Here is a 17,830-nt window from a genome sequence, read left to right on the forward strand (position 1 = left end):
CAGATATTTAAATGAACTTATATAACTTATATGGTTTAATCAAAAAAAAAACAAACCCGACATCTTTTTCAAGATATCGGGTTCATCCACTCAAACTTAACTCAAAAATAAACTAAAACTGACTTATTTTTCGACCGGAGTAAATTTTATAGCTGTTCCTCCTCCAGCTGCCAATTTGATATTTAAAACGGTTTGGTTATTTACCTTTTGTTTTGAAATTGTAACCGGATAAGGATTTGTTTTATAGTTTGCTCCTGCTCCGTCTGTATAGATTTCGGCTTCGTATTCTTTTCCTTTGTCTAAAAAAGATAACGTTACTTTTAGATCTCTCGCATCTTTGTTTGTAATAGAACCTAAATACCAGTTTTTCTCGTCCCAGTCTTTACGAACGATTGTGGTGTATTCTCCAATTTTAGAATCCAGAACTTTTGTATCTGACCAAGTGCATGGAACATCTTTTATGAATTGAAATTCAGGTTTATCAACATAATTTTCAGGTAAATCTGATGCCATTTGCAGCGGACTGAAAATAATTACATACAATGCCAGTTGATTTGCCAAAGTCGTTTGTACTCTTGCTCCCGAAGGTGTTTTATAATCAAAATTGAAATTCCCTGGTGTGTAATCAAACGGACCTGAAAGCATTCTTGTAAATGGTAAAGTTGTTAAATGCTGAGGCGTATTTCCGCCGTCTACAGACCACGCATTGTATTCCTGACCTCTTCCACCTTCCTGAGACATAAAGTTCGGATACGTACGCTGAATTCCGGTTCCTTTTATCGGTTCATGATTATCAATCATAATATGATATTTGGCTGCCGTTTCGATTACTTTTCTGTAATGACGAGACGCATATTGGCTGTCGTGCCATTCTTTTTTGTCCAAATATTTGTTTACATAACCTGTTTTAACCGAGTTTACACCCATTTTTTGATATAGCTTGAAGGCATCTTCCAGCTGACTTTCATAATGTTTAGAAGCGCCAGCTGTCTCATGATGACCTATTAATCGAACATTTTTTATGGCAGCATATTTTGTAATTTCTTCCAAATTAAAATCTGGATAAGCTTTTACAAAACTAAATGCTTTTCCATCGGCAGTCCAGTCGCCGTCCCAGCCCTCGTTCCAGCCTTCTACCAGAACGCCGTCAAAATTGTTTTTCGCAGCAAAATCAATATATTCTTTTGTATTTTTTGTTGTAGCACCGTGTTTTGGTCCTTGCCCCCAAGTGAATTTTTCTAAGTGCATTCCCCACCAAATTCCGATGTATTTAGAAGGCGTAATCCACGAAAGATCTTCAATTTTTGAAGGTTCGTTCAAATTCAGCATAATTGTAGAAGTTGCAACTTCTCCGGGAGTTTTCCCAACAACAACGGTTCTCCAAGGCGTTTTAAAAGGTGTTTCAGCATATACTTTTACACCATCTGCCCACGGTACTAAATCGCTTTTGTATTGTTTATCACTTGTTTTTAAAAGTGTCATCGAAGCAAAATCTGTTAAGTTGGCTTCGTGAATCGCCACGTATAAATTCTCTTTTGTTTCAAAAGTTGCCGGAGTATTTATGGTATCTGTTTTACTGATTGGCGTTTTGCGGTATTCACTTTCGTAATAACTGTTTTCACGGTGCACCGGAATCCACCAAACATCATTATTTGATTTAAAAGTAAATTGTGTGATTTCGTTTGAAATTTTCACTTTTCCTAAATTCGGCTGTTTTGGAAATTCATATCTAAATCCTACTCCGTCATCAAAAACCCTGAAAATAATATCAACTAAACGCTCTTCTCCTTTTGCTTCTTTTAAGTGAACAATCAATTCGTTATGGTGATCACGAACTTTTTTGAATTCTCCCCAAGGCTGTTCCCAGGTTTCATCAGCAGATTTTTCTTCGGTGGAAACCACTTCAAAACCTTCTGTCATTTTTTGAATTCCCTGAAATTCAAATCCCATTAAAGAAGGTTCTATAACCGATTTTCCGTTAGAAGTAAAACTGTACTGAGGCTGCCCTGAAACAGTTAATTCAAAGGTGAGTTCTGTTACTTTTCCAGGCGAATTGATTTTGTATGTTTTTTTAGTACCAGCACTGCAGGCGTAAATTAATATTGACGCTAAAGCAATTATACAGTATCTATATCTTATGTTTTTCATTATTTAATTGTATTAATTACAACTCTTATTTTATTTCGTTTATTAACTGTTTTGCTTTTGCTGGCTGCATTGAAACAAAATAATTAAAAGCCTGATCCAGTTTATTCTGAGCATCGGCATTGCCTTTCTTTTCTACGCGCAGATTATACATTTTGCTTATATCCGGAAATACAGATTCTGTGTTTTTAACTCCTGCAAATGCTTTTACTTTTTCGATGTAGGTGTAACCAAATTCTACTGTTGGTTCGAACATAGTTCCTTCTCCAAAGTCATTCCAGGTAATTAACTGCAGGTAATTTAAATTGGCATTTTTAGCCAGAGAAAGAGTTTCGTCGAGCGTTGCTCCGTTGTTGTGGTCAATTGTCCACCCGATTGCTGCTCCGCCTCCGCCTTCGGCATAAAAATCTTTAAACCCAGGATAAGCACTTCCTATTGCTACAGAAAGTTTTGGTTTTGTATTGGTATAAAAATTTGTTAGATATGTACTGTTTTTATAAACCCACGCATATTCTCCAGATGCATTTGCTCCGGCTTCTACAGATTGGTCCCAAAGGGTTAAAAAGGTAGGTTTTGTAGTCAAAGTATTGAAAACGTTTGTCCACTCGGCAGGCGTTTGCAATACTATTGGTCCAAAATTCAACAACAATGGTTTTCCGTTTACTTTGATGTAGTTTGCATCATCAAAATAATTTTTCTCCATATAAGCTAAATCGGTTTTTGCTGCGCTGGTTACAGAAATTGCTTTTCCGGCATTGACAACATTTGTTGTAACTCTGTCTTCATAAACAATGGCATATTCTAAACCCACTTTATCCAGCATGGCAATAAGCTGTTCTGTATTTTCTTTTACCATTCGGTAATCGTTAACGTCGTAAGTTCCGTACCAATCAATTAAAACACCATCAATTCCTGAATATTTCATCAATAATAAATGATTTTCAATCACATTTTTATCTCCGGAATGATACGGACCAATAAGAGGATAATAGTAAGAAGCAATTTCCCTGCGGTTGTTTGCGCCTATAGTATTTGGATTTTTGTTTGCCATTGTCCAGTGATATCCCCATTTTTTATCGGCACTGCTTTCATTGGTTTCAAACCAGGGCATATAGTGTACATAAATTTTGGTGCTGTTTGTTTTTTCAACGGCAACCGGTTTAAGTACTTCTGGTTTTACTGGTTCTTCGGGACTTTTGTCATCGCTGCTGCATCCGGAAACGACTACAAGATTCATTATCCCAAAAAACAATAATGTGATATATCTTTTCATATTGATGTTTGTTTTATTTGCCACAGATTAAAGGATTAAAAAGGATTTTTTTATTGTATTTTTAATTACAATCTGTGATTAAATTATTTCACGCAGATTTCAATAGATTTAAGCAGATTGTGCAGATTTATTATACATTAAAATTAGATCTGCTTTGATCTGCAAAATCTGCGTGAAACATTTTTTTTAAATCTTTTTAAGCCTTTACTGCGGTAAAAATTATTCTTTAAAAATATGTCAGCCTTCCACGACTAACCAACATGGAAGACTGACACTCAGTTCTAATTTACCGGGTACCCAGGATTTTGTACCAGGTTTTTATTTGTAGTTAAAACTGTACTCGGAATTGGAAAAATCGCTCTGTAAGCTGGTGTTGCTCCTTTTTCCCACCAAGGCAGGAAGAATGTTCCAAAACGAATGTTGTCTGTTCTTCTTCTTCCTTCAAAAGTGAATTCTTTAAGCAATTCCTGATCTATAAAGTTAAGATCGATTGTTGCCGGCATTTCTTCTCCGGCACGGGCTGTAACTTGTTGTACAAAAGGTTTTGCTAAGTCTGGAGAGCCTAAACGAACGTAACATTCTGCCTGCATCATTAAAATTTCGGCATAACGAATTACTACTAAATCGTGATCGCGTTCCCATGTTTCTCCGGCTTTCATTTCATATTTTCCTAAACGAACACCTTCGTTTTCTTTAGCATCAGTAATACTTGTAACTTCTTCTGTATAGGTTAATGGTTCTCCATTATCCATTGTTATTACAGTTCCTGTTGCTAAATTGATCTGATCTCCGGCCACCATACATTTTTTTCTTTTGTCTGTATCTGCAAAAGCAGAATAAACTCCCGGCTGTGCACACATTCCGTTTGCACTCCAAGGATAATCTCCAACTGGAGAAACTGTTAATTTATGAAGGTAATGACATGACATTGAGTTCATGTAGTTTCCAACAGTTCCTGCTTTTGAATCGTAAGGAATTGCAAAAATAATTTCAGGAGATTTCTCATTTTGAGTTGCAAAATTGGCGAAGAAATCCGGTGCTAATGTGTACCCTGAAATTTTTTGACACATATCGATACAATCCTGCCAGCGTTCTGTTCCTATGAAAGCTTTTGAGTTAAGATATAATCTTGCTAAAAGTGCATAAGCTACATTTTTTGTCATTTTTGAATACACTACATTTCCAGTTAAATGCGGAATTGCGTCTGTTAACTCTTTTTCTACAAAATCATAAACTTGTTTTCTTGTAGAGTTTGAAGGCAAAGCGGTATCTTCAAAGTTTACTACGATTGGCACATTTCCGAATAAATCTAAAAGATTGTAATAGTAATAGGCTCTTAGCGCTTTTAACTCAGCATAAATTGGTGCTTTTGCATTGTCTGTCAATGATGATTTATCGATTTGATAAATGATAGAGTTGATTTTTGCAATTCCGGTATAGTTGTAACGCCAAGCCGAAAGAATCATACGATTGTCTGCTTTCCAGGTATGTCTTTGTGCATCCTGATATTGTCCGCCATCGTACCAGTTTGTTCCTCTTGTAGGGATTGTAGCTTCATCTGAAACGGTTTCATTCAAAAAGAATACGTATTCGCAGGTTGGGTAATTGTTTGAAATTCCATCAGCGAAACCTCTTAATGAAGAATATGCTCCTCCAACTAATGCATCAATTTCTTTTGGCGTATTTCCAAAATTTCCATCTTCTACTCTATCATATAATTGTTCGTCCAAATCGGTACAAGATGATATCGTAAAAAGCATGCTTACTAATATTGCTGCTGTTATTTTGATTTTCATTTTTTATATTTTTGAGTTAATCGCTTAGTTATTCAGCGTGAAATTTAATCCTACAGAAATTGTAGTTGGTCTTGGATAATTGTTGTATTTATCGATACCAGGCGCTGCTAATCCTGTTTGATCAACACCATCCTGAGCATTTAAACCAATCTCCGGGTCTACTCCTTTATAACCTGTAATTACAAAAAGATTTTCTCCCATGATGTACATTCTTAATTTTGAATTTTTGAAACCTAACGGCATTGTGTATCCAAGTGAAAGTGTTTGTAATCTAAAGAAAGAAGCATCTTCGATCCAGTAATCTGAATATTTAGGAGAAGAAGTGATTCCGCTTCCTAAGAAATCATCCGGTACATTGTAAGATGGTAATCTTGTTGGGTCGTTCAGCATCATGTTTGTAGCGTTTAAAGCTTTTTGTCCAAACATTCCGTAACCTGTCACACCAAGATCAAAATTTCCGTAAGTAAAATTCATTCCAATACCCATAGTCAAATCTGGCTGAATATTTCCTAAATCAGTTTTATCAGCGTCAACTAAAGCACTTTCTGCCACAACATTTCCTGCAGCATTGTAATACTGAATTTTTCCGTTTGCATCAAGACCCGCATTTCTGAATCCCCAGAAAGTTCCAACTGGATATCCTTCAGCAATAACCTGAGAATATTGACCAGACATACCTGCTAAACCATGTAATGAACCGCTGTAAATAACATCTGTTTTATACGTTGGGTTTGATAATTTTTCGATTTTCTGAACGTTGTGTCCCAATGTTAAATTAGCATTCCATGTAAATTTATCTCCTCTTACGATATCAGCATTTAAAGTAAGTTCAACTCCTTTATTTGACATTTCACCAACGTTCGCAAGCATTGTTCCTACTAAATATGGAGGCTGAGGCACTTCGTAAGTATATAATAAATCGTGAGTGTTTTTTTGGTACCATTCGAATGAACCTGTAATTCTGTCAAAAAGACCAAAATCGATACCCACGTTGATTTGTCTTGTAGATTCCCATTTCAAATCAGGATTTGGGTTTTGTTTTGGAGAATAAGCTAAACTCCATGTTCCTGTAACCGGATCATAGTAACTGTCATTTCCAACTCCTAAGATTGAAAGTGATTTGTATTCACCAATTCCGTCCTGATTACCTGTAACTCCATAACCAACTCTTAATTTTAAAGATCCTAACCAGTCTTTTGTACCGCTCATAAAATCTTCGTTAGAAATTTTCCATGCTGCAGATGCAGATGGGAAAGTTCCCCATTTATTGTTTTCTCCAAAACGGCTTGATCCATCACGTCTTACTGTTGCAGTAAGCAGATATTTTCCGTCGTAATTGTAATTTGCACGAGCGTAGAATGAAACAAGGTTTGATTTTCCTTTATAAGAATAAACATCTCCTAAACGATAGTTGTAACCTGCCCCTAAATTATTGTAGCTAAAAGCATCTGTTACGAAACCTGAACGCTGTGCTCCAAAACCTTGGTAAATATTTTCAAGATAAGAATAACCTGCCAATGCGCTGATATTATGTTTATCAATCACTTTAGAATAATTTACATAAAGTTCGCCTTGTGCATTTGTATATTCTGCATAAGTTCTTTGTGCGTAACCAGCTTCAGTTCTTCCTTCCATAATAGCATAAGTTGGTTTGTAAGTTCCACCCGCTACTGCATTGTGTTCTAACGAAATATTAGCAACTGCCTGAAAATCATTTAAGAATTTAACCTCAGTTTTAAAATAACCTAAAAGTCTGTGTCTTTCGTTATCAACTGTTCTGTTTGTTAGAATCTCAACTGGGTTTTCGTAGATATTTCCTCCAACAGATGTAAAGTTTCCATTTGCATCATAAACCGGAATTGTTGGATTTAAGTTGTAAGCACGCTCAAAAATTCTGTAATCAATTGGGTGCCATTTGTCGATATTGGCAAATAATCCCACATCAAATTTTACATCTTTGTTGTCTCCAAGAAATTGATAAGCACTTATGTTTCCGCTAATTCTTTCTAAACCAGATTTTTTAATAACTCCTTCATTATTTAAGTATCCGATAGAAGTTCTAAAACCGCTGTCAGCTTTTCCAGAATTGATACTTAAAGTATGAGATTGAGAAACTGCTGTCTGCTCGATTGCTTTTTGCCAATTTGTATTTCCACCGTAATCAACAGCGTCCATGTTTCCTGTTTGGCGAACATAACCTCTCCATTGATTTGCAGATAAAAGATCTAAATTATCAGCAACATAACCAATACTTGATGAACCATTGTATACTACAGAAACACCTTTTGTTCCTGATTTTGTTGTAATAATAATAACTCCGTTTGCTCCTCTAGAACCATAAATTGCTGTTGCAGAAGCATCTTTAAGAACGTCAACCGATTTAATATCAGCTGGCTGAACCACGTTGATATCTACACCTGCAATTCCGTCAACTACAATAAGCGGACTGTTACTTGCTGTTAATGAAGTTCCTCCACGTAAACGAATTGTAGAACCTGCAGCAGGATCTCCAGAAGGGCGAATGATGTTTAATCCGGCCACTTTTCCCTGTAAAACCTGCTCTGTAGAAGAAATGGTTCCTTTTACTAAATTATCAGATGTAACTGTAGAAATTGCTCCCGTTAAATCAGATTTCTTTTGTGTTCCGTATCCAACAGAAACCACCTGAACTTCTGCTAATTGATAACCGTCATTTTGTAAACGAACTTCTAATTTTGAAGAAGCGGCAGTGATCTGCACTTTTTGAGTGGTTGAACCGATGAATGAAACTTCGATTGTACCTCCTACGGCTACCTCAAGACTAAATTTCCCGTCAAAATCTGTAGTCGTTGCATTTCTTGTTCCAGACTCTATTACCGATGCTCCCGGCAATACAGTACCTGAATTGTCATAAACGGTACCCGTTACCAGCTTTTTTCCCTGAGCAAACATTCCTGCCGAAAGAAAAAGCATGAAAATCATGAATACCAGCGATTTAGTAGTCCACATTTGATGCAGGACTATTCTTTTATTTTTACTATTCATTAGAATGATGTTTTAATTTGATAGTGAATTATTTGTCTAAGGTTTTAAGCGGAATCGTCGTGTCTGAAATTGTTTTGTCTTTGTTATCTTTAACTAAAACATGAATTTCACTTAAAACAGGAGAATCCTTAAGTTCTGAAACCAAATTGACAAATCCTTTTATCTCTGCAGTACCTCCGCTAAACTCACCAGAAATTGTTTTTGCACCAGCTGTAATGGTATAAATTAATTTATTTACACCCGGCTCGTTGTTTTTTCTGTAGATTCCTAAGAAATCTTTCTGGCTGATTTGTAAAGGGAAAAATCCAAATACCGGCGCTGGTGGCGGCTCATAAGCTCCTGCATATAAAACCTGATCCGGAATTGTTCCTGCCCAGTCGTCTTTTACCATCAGGAAAACTAAATTTTCCATGACGTAACCATCTGGAGCATTGTAGTATGTTTTTGGAACCAAATCCATTTTGTAGAATCCGTTTCCTAAGTCTTTTAGTTTGGTTTTTTCAACAATGTCTGGTAACCAAGATTGGTATTCTTGTTTAATATCCCAGTTGTTTAATCCACTATGAATGTGTACGCTTGTTGCGCCTGCAAATCCCGGTGCTAAATTGGCATTGAATAAAATACTTACACCTTTATCCAAAGTTGGTTTTGTTGGATAAGCTCTGATTAACTCATTTGCAGTGTAAAAAGATGAAAAATCAGTGTAAGGCATATTCGCCACGTCGCTTTGTTTAGATCCGTTTTTGTTTTTTAAACGAAACCAAAATCCTGCGCTTGCTGCAATTTCTTCAGGAGTTTTAGAAAAATAAGCTGTTGGAGTTAAAGTAAAACTCCACATTTTATTTCCTTCATAATGCAATTTGGCAAAATCAGATGAGTTTTCCCAGTTTCCTGCATCCGGTTCAGATGGAGACCAAATCCAGATATATAAATCTTCATTTTCTAAAAACGTAGTTCCAGAAAGATCAAAGTACCAAGTAACCTGCTCGTCATATTTGTAAACAACCGGAAATGATGACATCGGTCCCACAGCTCCTGCGGCTTCTTGTGCCTTTGTAAAATTAGGAGCCATCAAAAGGGCAAGTAAAATTGTATATAGAAATTTTTTCATATTACTTCTTAGTTAATAGCATTTAATTTGAATACATAAGTCACAAACGGAGTTCCTCCAGAAGAATGCACTAACTGAAATTCCATTTCGTCATTGCTTCCCGGAACTGATGTTACTCTAAGTTCGTCTGTTTTTTGAGTTTTTGCAGCATCGCTGTACAAGTAGATTCTTACTGCACTTGCATTGGTCTGCTGGAAATCTGAGCTTAATTCCCAATAGCCTTTTGGAGCAAATAAAGGCGGAACATTTCCCGTCACTTCATAACTTGTTGGTCTGTTTTTTTCGTCTACGCTAAAGTTGATTTTAAAATCTTCGTAGTTAAAAAAAGTACTCAAGTTCTCTTCACTTGGTTCGATCTTATTTGCTTTGGCAAATTCGTCAACCATTTTCAGATTTGTTAGTCCCCAATTTCCATTTACTTTCTCATAAATCGTAATCGGATCAACGTAGCTTCCGTCTTCTGTATTGTCGCAGCTAATTGCGAAAAAACACATTAATAAAGCTAACCAATAATAACTTTTACTTCTCATAAATTTTTGGTTTTTGTTAGTTTTTCATCCCTTTAAAAGGACACTACGAAACTAGATGTTAAATAAATCTAAAAAAAAATATCTGCGAAAAATCAAGATAAATTTCAAACGTTTTCGTAATTAATTATTTGATTATCAATATTTTATATTTTAGTAAAAAACACAAAAATCAAGGTCTTGTTTAGATGAAAAGTGGTACTTAAATAATGGTAAATATGACAATATGCGAATTTTATGTGAATATTTTTTCACTATACATATATATAACCACTTTTTATTGTATAATTGCAAATTATTAGAGTGCTTTTAACATTTTAAGACTGCTTAGCACCTTATACAGCAGTATTTTAAAAGAAAAACTAAAAAAACTGCTCCCGATTTTCTAAAACTGCTAATCATCAGTTTTTAATTAATTTTGCTTTAAACGAATTAACTCAACCATAAATTATCTTACCCTAAAACCACAACCAAACCATGCAAAAAATATTTGTACTGTATTTTTTCATTGCGGGTTTTTCTCTAACTGCGAAAGAGACAAATCCAATTCTTGAAGAATTAGATAATGTACTGCTCAAAAAAGAAGTTTACTTAAAACAGAAATATCGCAAAATTGAAGCGTTAAAAAGAAATGTTTCAAAATTTACTGTAAGTCAAAATAATGAAGACCTTTACAATACTTATATGTCGTTGTTTGAAGAATACAAATCATTCAAATACGATTCGGCCTATTATTATTTAGAAGAAGCAAAAATCAAAGCCAAGGTTTTAAAAGATCCTAAATATTTGGCCAAAAGCCGAATTAAAGAAGGTTTTGTACTGCTTTCGTCCGGATTATTTAAAGAAGCAATTGATACACTAAATGTAATCGACGATCAAAAACTCGATCAAAAAAACAAATTTGAATACTATAATATTAAAGCCCGAGCTTATTATGATTTAGCCGATTATAACCGCGATCAGCGTTTTAATATTCATTATGTACAGCAGGGAAATCATTTCCTAAAAAAAGCTTTAGAATTAATAGGAACCAATACGAATGAATACTGGGCTGCCGAAAGTTTAAAACGTTTAAAACAGCAAGACTGGCGCGGCGCCGAATTTGCCTTTAGTTACTGGATCAACAATTATGATTTACCTCCGGATTATTACGGAATTGCAACCTCAAGTCTTGGTTATATTTATTCTGAAAGAGGATATACTAAAAAAGCGATTCAATATCTCGCTCTCGCCGCCATTGCCGATGTAAAAAATGCGACCAAAGAAACTGTGGCACTTCGAAATCTGGCCAATGAACTCTTTAAAATGGGATATCTGGACAAAGCCAACGAATATATTAATATTGCGATGGATGATGCGACTTTTTATAACGCCAGACACCGTAAAATTGAAATTTCATCCATATTACCCATTATAGAAAAAGCACAGCTAAACAACGTAAAAGATAAAAATGATAAGCTTGAAAGGATTATTATTCTTTTAACGATCTTAACGTTCATTATTATCTTGTTTTCGATTATTATCTTCAAACAATTAAAAGAAAAAAACAAAGCCAGAAAAATAATGGCTTCTTCATACGCACAGCTACAGGAAATGAACATAAGTCTCAGCGAGGCAAATGCGATTAAAGAAGAATATATTACCTATTTTATTAAAGCAACTTCAGCTTTTATTAATAAGATTGATCACATTCAGAAAAGTACGCTTCACAAAATTATTACTAAGAAAACCGATGAAGTTATTGCGAGTTTAAAACGCTATAATGTTAAGGAAGAAAGAGAAAATCTTTTTCATCAATTTGATGAAATCTTCCTGAAATTGTTCCCAACTTTTGTGACAGATTTTAATCATTTGTTTCCAAATGATCATAAATGCATTGTAAAGAAAGGTGAACTTTTGAATACGGAACTCCGCATTTTTGCTCTGTATAGATTAGGAATTCAGGACAGCAGTCAAATGGCTGAATTTCTGGAACTTTCTGTGGCTACCATCTATACTTATAAAACAAGAATTAAAAGTAAATCAGACTTTAAAGATACTTTTGAAGAAAAGATTATGGCGATAAAGACGATTTAAAAGGTACTAAGATTCTGAGATACTAAGGTTCTAAGTTTTTTTTGCAATCTTTTTATTTTACATCGGTAATCTTTGTCATTCTGAGGAACGAAGAATCTTCGAGAGTAATTCTACAAAGATTGGCGACATACTTTATGGAGCTGCTTGCGAAGATTCTTCGTTCCTCAGAATGACAAGATTGTGTGAAAAATAAAAAAAGCGACATTTACTGTCGCTTTTTATTTATTCAGCAGATTCTAACTGCAAAATCATATTTTGATAATATTTACTCAACGAGAATAATTGTTCAGCAAATATCATAACGGCCAGCGGAATAAAGAAAAACATGGTTAGATCTCTTTCGTATAAAAAATAGGTCGTAATCATAAAAATTCGAGTGTATTCAAGGTAATAAATCCATTTTCTTTGTTCTAATATGGCACCGCAGTTTATTAACGTGATAATAACAATCGACAATACGAAAATCTTATCGTAAGCTTCTAAAACATCAAAATAATACGTAAAAACAGTCAGCAATAAAGTGCAGACTCCTAATTGAATATAAAGGTAATTTCTAAATCGAAGTCTTTGATGCGGATTGCTTTTATCTTGTAAAAAGCGTTTTTCTAATATTGGACGAATATCCTGATCCATGTGGGCGGGACTTCCAAAAACGGCTTTCCATCTGGCTTTAAAACCTTTTGAACGTCGCCATAATTCGTAGATTTCAAAATAATAATGAAAATGCTGCCAAAGGAAACTATAACTTTTTAGCGGATGTGTTAATCCGTATTTTGGTTTTTCTTCTTCTGCCTGGAAAGTTCCAAAAAGACGATCCCAAAATGTAAACATATCGCCATAATTTTTATCAAGGTATTTTTCGTCAGATGCATGATGAACACCATGAACAGAAGGCGTTACGAAAACATATTCGAGCCATTTTATTTTACCGACGAGCTGTGTATGTGTAAAGAAAGAATATGCTCCGTGAACAATCAACATCGTAATTACCATAGTGGGATGAAAGCCAACAAGCGGAAGAACACACCAAAATCCCGTTCGGATTATGGCCTGAAAAGTCGTAATTCTGGCCGCAGCTGTAAAATTGAATTCTTCACTATGATGATGTACAATGTGTGCTGCCCAGAAAAAATTGACTTCGTGTCCTAATCTGTGATACCAGTACCAGACAAAATCTGTGGCAAGAATTAAGGCAATCCAGACTAAAAAATTACTCGGAATTTCAAAAATCCTGTAATCGTCATAAATCAAATAATACAATTGATAGAAGCTTGCGGCAACAAACAAATTAATCAACCGTTCTGCAATTCCAATACTGATATTAGATACAGAACTTTCATAATTAAAAATTTCAGGTCTCTTTTTTCGTTGTGCAAGCTTATATTCCAGAAATAAAAACAGGAAGAAAGCGAGCATTGCAAAGGCAAGAAAATTAATGTTTTTCATTTTTAAAAATTACTTTAATATTGATATGAACTAAAAAAAGGCATTTTCATCAGTCAAAAAACGTTTTTAACTGATGAAAATTATCTGGATTTTTATTTTAAAAATTCTAATTCTGCTTAAATTTTGGAGCCTCTAAAGCTACTTCTTTAACAGATTGTGTTTCAGCTACTTTTTTCAGCGCAATTATGTAAGCCGCAATTCTCGGACTTACATCGTATTTTGCTGAAACTCTAAATACAGTTTCAAAACCTTTTTCTAAAATGTCTTCTAAACGTTTATTAATTTGATGAATTCTCCAGGATTCTAAAAGTGAATTTTGAAGCCATTCAAAATAAGAAACCGTAACTCCGCCAGCATTTGCCAAAATATCCGGAACCACTAATACATTTTTACCTTGCAAAATTTCATCAGCATCAGAAGAAACAGGTCCGTTTGCCGCTTCGATTATTATTTTAGCACGAACATCATTTGCATTTTTCTTTGTAATAACATCTTCTTTTGCAGCCGGAATCAAAACATCAACATCTAAAAACAATAATTCTTCATGTTTTATAGCTACTGAATTTGGATATCCTTTTATCGTTTTATTATTGAGATTATAATACAATATCAACTCCGGAATATTGATTCCATCCGGATTGAAAAACGCTTCCGAAACATCACTTACCGCAACTATCTTAACTCCTTTTTCATATAAAAACAAAGCCGAATGCAAACCAACATTTCCAAATCCCTGAATCGCAGCAGTTGATCTTGCCGGTCTGATTTTTAATTTTTCAAGCGCCAGCAAAGTAATAATACTTACACCTCTTCCGGTTGCTTCTACTCTTCCAAGCGAACCTCCGGAATGCAAATGCTTTCCGGTTACTACGGCGTGAATTGTTTTTCCGTGAACCAATGAAAATTCATCCATCAGCCAGCCCATTTCGTCTGGACCAGTTCCCATATCCGGTGCAGGAACATCTTTTTCAGGACCAAAAATATCTGCCAAAGCTTTTGTATACGCTCTTGTAATTCTTTCTAATTCAGTTTTAGAAAGTGTTTTCGGATCACAAATAATACCTCCTTTTGCTCCTCCAAACGGAATTCCGGTTACGGCAGATTTCCATGTCATCCAGGCTGCCAGTGCTTTTACCTCATCGAGATTTACAGCATTGTCGTAACGAATTCCCCCTTTTGACGGCCCTAAAGCCGTGTTGTGAATTACTCTATATCCTTCAAAATTTTGTTCGGTTCCATTATCTAATGTTATAGAAAAATTGACCACAATTTGTTTTTCCGGACGCTGCAGCTTTTGTCTGATAGATTCATCTAATTTTAGAATATCGGCTGCTATATTAAACCTTTCAATCATAGATTGAAAGGGATTCTGTTTTATAATTTCTGCACTCATAGTATTTATTTTTAATTTTTTGGTTTATCGATTTGGGTTTAATAAAATGTTTTGTTCTGAATAAAATTAACAGCAGCACATGCAACACGGAATTTTCGTCTGGCAGCAATGCATCTTACTATGTATGTTTCTATTCGATCTCATTTTATTTTTATTTAATAGTTCCTAAAAAAAGCCTTTCATGGTGCATGAAAGGCTAAAAAAAAAATAACTAACAAGTACTTTCTCTATTAACGCCATTTCATCGCATAGGTCGACATGCAGCACATCGTCAAACTGCACATAAACGGGATGATATTTTGGACATAGTTTTTCATTGTTATTGCAAATCTATAAAATATTATTTATAAATTCTATAGAATTAGTCGAGTTTATTTAAATAAAATATAAAATTAACATTAAAACCCTTGTAAATTAACACTTTAAGAAATTAAAAAAAAGTACTAAAATTGTGATTTAACGATAAAAACAATGGCTGTTAGAGCTAAAACGAGACCTAAAATATTGATTTTAGAGAGTTTTTCTTTAAAGAAAAGCATTCCTACCAGACTTCCCAAAACTATAACCCCCATATTCATTCCGGCAAAAACCGTTGATGGATTTTCGGCGAAAGCCTTATGTGCTTTTAAATAAAATAATATATTTCCGAAGTTGAAGATTCCGACTAAACCTCCAAAAAGAATGTTTTGGTAATTCAGTTTTACCTTTTTTATAACAACATCATAAACTACAACCAATAAAGAAACGGCCAATGAAATATCAAAAACGATAAATAAAGACGTTGTATAAGGCAAAGCTGTAAAAAGTGCAATTTGCTTAAAAAGAATATCAATTATCCCGAAACCTAAAAAAACTGCTGTTGGATAAATCCATTTGTTTTGATCGTTTCCTGATTGTTTTTTTAAGATGAATAAAAGCGCTATAAATCCTATTATCAATCCAATAACTTTATAAGGATTGAATTCTTCTTTAAAAATCAACCAAGCCGCAATTATAGGAATAAATAAAGATAAACGTTGTGCTGCATCTGTTTTTACAATTCCCATATATTTTATAGAAGTGAATAAAAACAGAAAAACTATTGGCAGCAAAATACCAACTGCAGTGTAAATATTCCAGGGCGCATCAGCGTGAACAACATTCAAATCCGGGCTAAAAGTAAAATAGCAAAGTGCTATTGCCATTACATAATTAAAAGCAATTATCTGAATTGGATTTGCATTGTATTTTCGGGTTATTTTGAAGATTACACCAACCGTAACACTGCACAAAATGCTTAGAATAAGAAACAACATAGAATTAAATTTTGATTACAAAAGTAGGTTTTTATAATATCTGGTTTGCTATAAATCTTTGTCAAAGTTTAAAATTTTGACAAAGATTGCTGAACATAAGAAACCCGACAGGTTTTAAAAACCTGTCGGGTTTACATCACTATATAATCATTAACAATTTACAATTAATAATTTACAATTTACTAATATAACTTCCGTACATATCTTTAAACTGATGTCCTTGAGCAAAACGATCTTTACTCAGTTTTTTGTATTCTACTAAAGCCCATAAAACGAACTCTTTTACAAAATACTGATCTCTTTTATCTAATTGCGGCTGGTATTTTTTTAATAAAATATCCAAAGGAGTCACTTCATCTAAAATAGCCTGATATTCAGCATCTGTAGCATCGTCTAATAATTCGAAACCGCTTTCTGCAAAAAACCATTCAATTATATCAGAATAAGGCGTTTTTTCTCCTTGTTTCTCTAATTTTTCAATCTTAGGGAAATAAGTTGGAAATAAAGTTCTAATCGCCGAACCTATTAAATACTGCGCTACTACAGCTGCTCCCTCCTGCTCTCCTTCATAAACCAATTCTACTTTTCCGGTAATCGCCGGAATAATTCCCATAAAATCAGATAAACGAAGGTTTGTTTGATCTACACCTGATTTTAAAGCTCTGCGCTCTGCTGAACTTATTAAATTTTCAAAAGCGGTAATGCTCATTCTGGCACTTACTCCACTTTTATTATCAATATATTCGCTTTCGCGTGCTTCAAAACTTATTTGCTCTAAAATATCTCTGGCTAGACTTGGTACATAAACGATATCACTTTGGTTTTCGTCTAGTTTTGCTTCCTGCTGTGTAATGGTTCGTGCAATTTCAACTGTTTCAGGATAATGTGTTAAAATCTGCGAACCAATTCTATCTTTAAGAGGCGTTACTATACTTCCTCTGTTTGTATAATCTTCCGGATTTGCAGTAAAAACAAACTGCATATCAAGCGGCATTCTTAATTTAAATCCGCGAATTTGAATATCACCTTCCTGCAGAATATTAAACAATGCAACCTGAATTCTCGCTTGTAAATCAGGTAATTCGTTGATAACAAAAATACTTCTGTTTGCTCTCGGAATCATTCCGAAGTGAATTACGCGATCATCAGCATACGATAATTTTAAATTTGCGGCTTTGATTGGGTCAACATCACCAATTAAATCGGCTACGGTTACATCCGGCGTTGCTAATTTTTCGAAGAAACGTTCGTTTCTGTGTAACCATGAAATTGGAGTTTCATCGCCTTTTTCTTCAATTAAATCTTTTGCAAAACGTGAAATTGGATTCAACGGATCATCATTGATTTCTGAACCCGCTACAAACGGAATATATTCATCTAATAATTCTACCATTTTGCGAGCCAAACGTGTTTTTGCCTGTCCTCGAAGACCTAATAAATTGATATTATGACGAGAAAGAATTGCACGTTCCAGTTCTGGAATTACCGTATTTTCAAATCCGTGAACGCCTTCAAAAACCGGTTTTCCAGATTTGATTTTCTCACGAAGATTATTTCGCAATTCGTCCTTTATACTTGTGCTTTTATATCCGGCTGCTTTTAACTGTCCTAATGTTTTTATATTGTTAATTTCCATTTTTATTGAAATATGGGTGTTGTTATTTTGATTGTGTTAGACGCACTGCAATGCGTCTCTACGATTATCTTTCTTGTGTATAAATTATTTAAGCAGCGCTTCGCCTTC

The 17,830-nt window shown here is 34.5% G+C and carries 11 protein-coding genes; 1 reads left to right on the top strand and 10 read right to left on the bottom strand.

Annotated elements, in window-relative coordinates:
* Positions 1 to 123: 123 nt before the first annotated feature.
* From ABDW27_RS03255 to ABDW27_RS03280, 6 genes are all read right to left on the bottom strand, one after another.
* On the bottom strand, positions 124 to 2,148 hold the full coding sequence (locus tag ABDW27_RS03255; RefSeq protein ID WP_343694624.1) for a glycoside hydrolase family 97 protein: 2,025 nt from the start codon (positions 2,146 to 2,148) through the stop codon (positions 124 to 126).
* A gap of 25 nt (positions 2,149 to 2,173) precedes the next feature.
* Complete coding sequence (locus ABDW27_RS03260) at positions 2,174 to 3,418, bottom strand: glycoside hydrolase family 71/99-like protein (RefSeq protein WP_343694625.1); 1,245 nt, start codon at positions 3,416 to 3,418, stop codon at positions 2,174 to 2,176.
* Between the two features lie 281 nt (positions 3,419 to 3,699).
* The gene (locus tag ABDW27_RS03265; RefSeq protein WP_343694626.1) at positions 3,700 to 5,214 is read right to left on the bottom strand and encodes a RagB/SusD family nutrient uptake outer membrane protein; all 1,515 of its coding nucleotides are present in this window, start codon (positions 5,212 to 5,214) and stop codon (positions 3,700 to 3,702) included.
* A gap of 24 nt (positions 5,215 to 5,238) precedes the next feature.
* On the bottom strand, positions 5,239 to 8,238 hold the full coding sequence (locus ABDW27_RS03270) for a TonB-dependent receptor (protein WP_343694627.1): 3,000 nt from the start codon (positions 8,236 to 8,238) through the stop codon (positions 5,239 to 5,241).
* A 28-nt stretch (positions 8,239 to 8,266) separates the two neighbouring features.
* A complete protein-coding gene (locus ABDW27_RS03275) occupies positions 8,267 to 9,349 on the bottom strand; it encodes a hypothetical protein (protein ID WP_343694628.1) in 1,083 nt (360 codons plus the stop codon).
* Between the two features lie 8 nt (positions 9,350 to 9,357).
* Positions 9,358 to 9,879 (bottom strand): DUF5004 domain-containing protein, encoded by a 522-nt coding sequence (locus tag ABDW27_RS03280; protein WP_057123513.1) that lies wholly within the window; start codon positions 9,877 to 9,879, stop codon positions 9,358 to 9,360.
* Positions 9,880 to 10,353: 474 nt separating this feature from the next.
* Here ABDW27_RS03280 and ABDW27_RS03285 point away from each other — a divergent pair, with 474 nt between their 5' ends.
* Positions 10,354 to 11,952 (top strand): DUF6377 domain-containing protein, encoded by a 1,599-nt coding sequence (locus ABDW27_RS03285; protein WP_343694629.1) that lies wholly within the window; start codon positions 10,354 to 10,356, stop codon positions 11,950 to 11,952.
* 222 nt (positions 11,953 to 12,174) lie between these two features.
* Here the strand turns inward: ABDW27_RS03285 and ABDW27_RS03290 are convergent, their stop codons facing one another.
* The 4 genes from ABDW27_RS03290 to ABDW27_RS03305 all read right to left on the bottom strand — a co-directional run bounded on the left by ABDW27_RS03290 (position 12,175) and on the right by ABDW27_RS03305 (position 17,722).
* Entirely contained in the window at positions 12,175 to 13,398 is a 1,224-nt protein-coding gene (locus ABDW27_RS03290; RefSeq protein WP_343694630.1) for a sterol desaturase family protein, read from the bottom strand.
* 106 nt (positions 13,399 to 13,504) lie between these two features.
* A complete protein-coding gene (locus tag ABDW27_RS03295; RefSeq protein ID WP_343694631.1) occupies positions 13,505 to 14,791 on the bottom strand; it encodes a Glu/Leu/Phe/Val dehydrogenase in 1,287 nt (428 codons plus the stop codon).
* A 443-nt stretch (positions 14,792 to 15,234) separates the two neighbouring features.
* On the bottom strand, positions 15,235 to 16,086 hold the full coding sequence (locus ABDW27_RS03300) for a DMT family transporter (RefSeq protein WP_343694632.1): 852 nt from the start codon (positions 16,084 to 16,086) through the stop codon (positions 15,235 to 15,237).
* Positions 16,087 to 16,258: 172 nt separating this feature from the next.
* Positions 16,259 to 17,722 (bottom strand): AAA family ATPase, encoded by a 1,464-nt coding sequence (locus tag ABDW27_RS03305; RefSeq protein ID WP_343694633.1) that lies wholly within the window; start codon positions 17,720 to 17,722, stop codon positions 16,259 to 16,261.
* Positions 17,723 to 17,830: the final 108 nt, after the last annotated feature.

This window comes from Flavobacterium sp., from assembly GCF_039595935.1.
Lineage (GTDB): Bacteria > Bacteroidota > Bacteroidia > Flavobacteriales > Flavobacteriaceae > Flavobacterium.

Coding starts and splice junctions, on each gene's coding strand:
- ABDW27_RS03255 (WP_343694624.1), bottom strand. CDS start 2,148: ATGAAAAACATAAGATATAGATACTGTATAATTGCTTTAGCGTCAATA.
- ABDW27_RS03260 (WP_343694625.1), bottom strand. CDS start 3,418: ATGAAAAGATATATCACATTATTGTTTTTTGGGATAATGAATCTTGTA.
- ABDW27_RS03265 (WP_343694626.1), bottom strand. CDS start 5,214: ATGAAAATCAAAATAACAGCAGCAATATTAGTAAGCATGCTTTTTACG.
- ABDW27_RS03270 (WP_343694627.1), bottom strand. CDS start 8,238: ATGAATAGTAAAAATAAAAGAATAGTCCTGCATCAAATGTGGACTACT.
- ABDW27_RS03275 (WP_343694628.1), bottom strand. CDS start 9,349: ATGAAAAAATTTCTATATACAATTTTACTTGCCCTTTTGATGGCTCCT.
- ABDW27_RS03280 (WP_057123513.1), bottom strand. CDS start 9,879: ATGAGAAGTAAAAGTTATTATTGGTTAGCTTTATTAATGTGTTTTTTC.
- ABDW27_RS03285 (WP_343694629.1), top strand. CDS start 10,354: ATGCAAAAAATATTTGTACTGTATTTTTTCATTGCGGGTTTTTCTCTA.
- ABDW27_RS03290 (WP_343694630.1), bottom strand. CDS start 13,398: ATGAAAAACATTAATTTTCTTGCCTTTGCAATGCTCGCTTTCTTCCTG.
- ABDW27_RS03295 (WP_343694631.1), bottom strand. CDS start 14,791: ATGAGTGCAGAAATTATAAAACAGAATCCCTTTCAATCTATGATTGAA.
- ABDW27_RS03300 (WP_343694632.1), bottom strand. CDS start 16,086: ATGTTGTTTCTTATTCTAAGCATTTTGTGCAGTGTTACGGTTGGTGTA.
- ABDW27_RS03305 (WP_343694633.1), bottom strand. CDS start 17,722: ATGGAAATTAACAATATAAAAACATTAGGACAGTTAAAAGCAGCCGGA.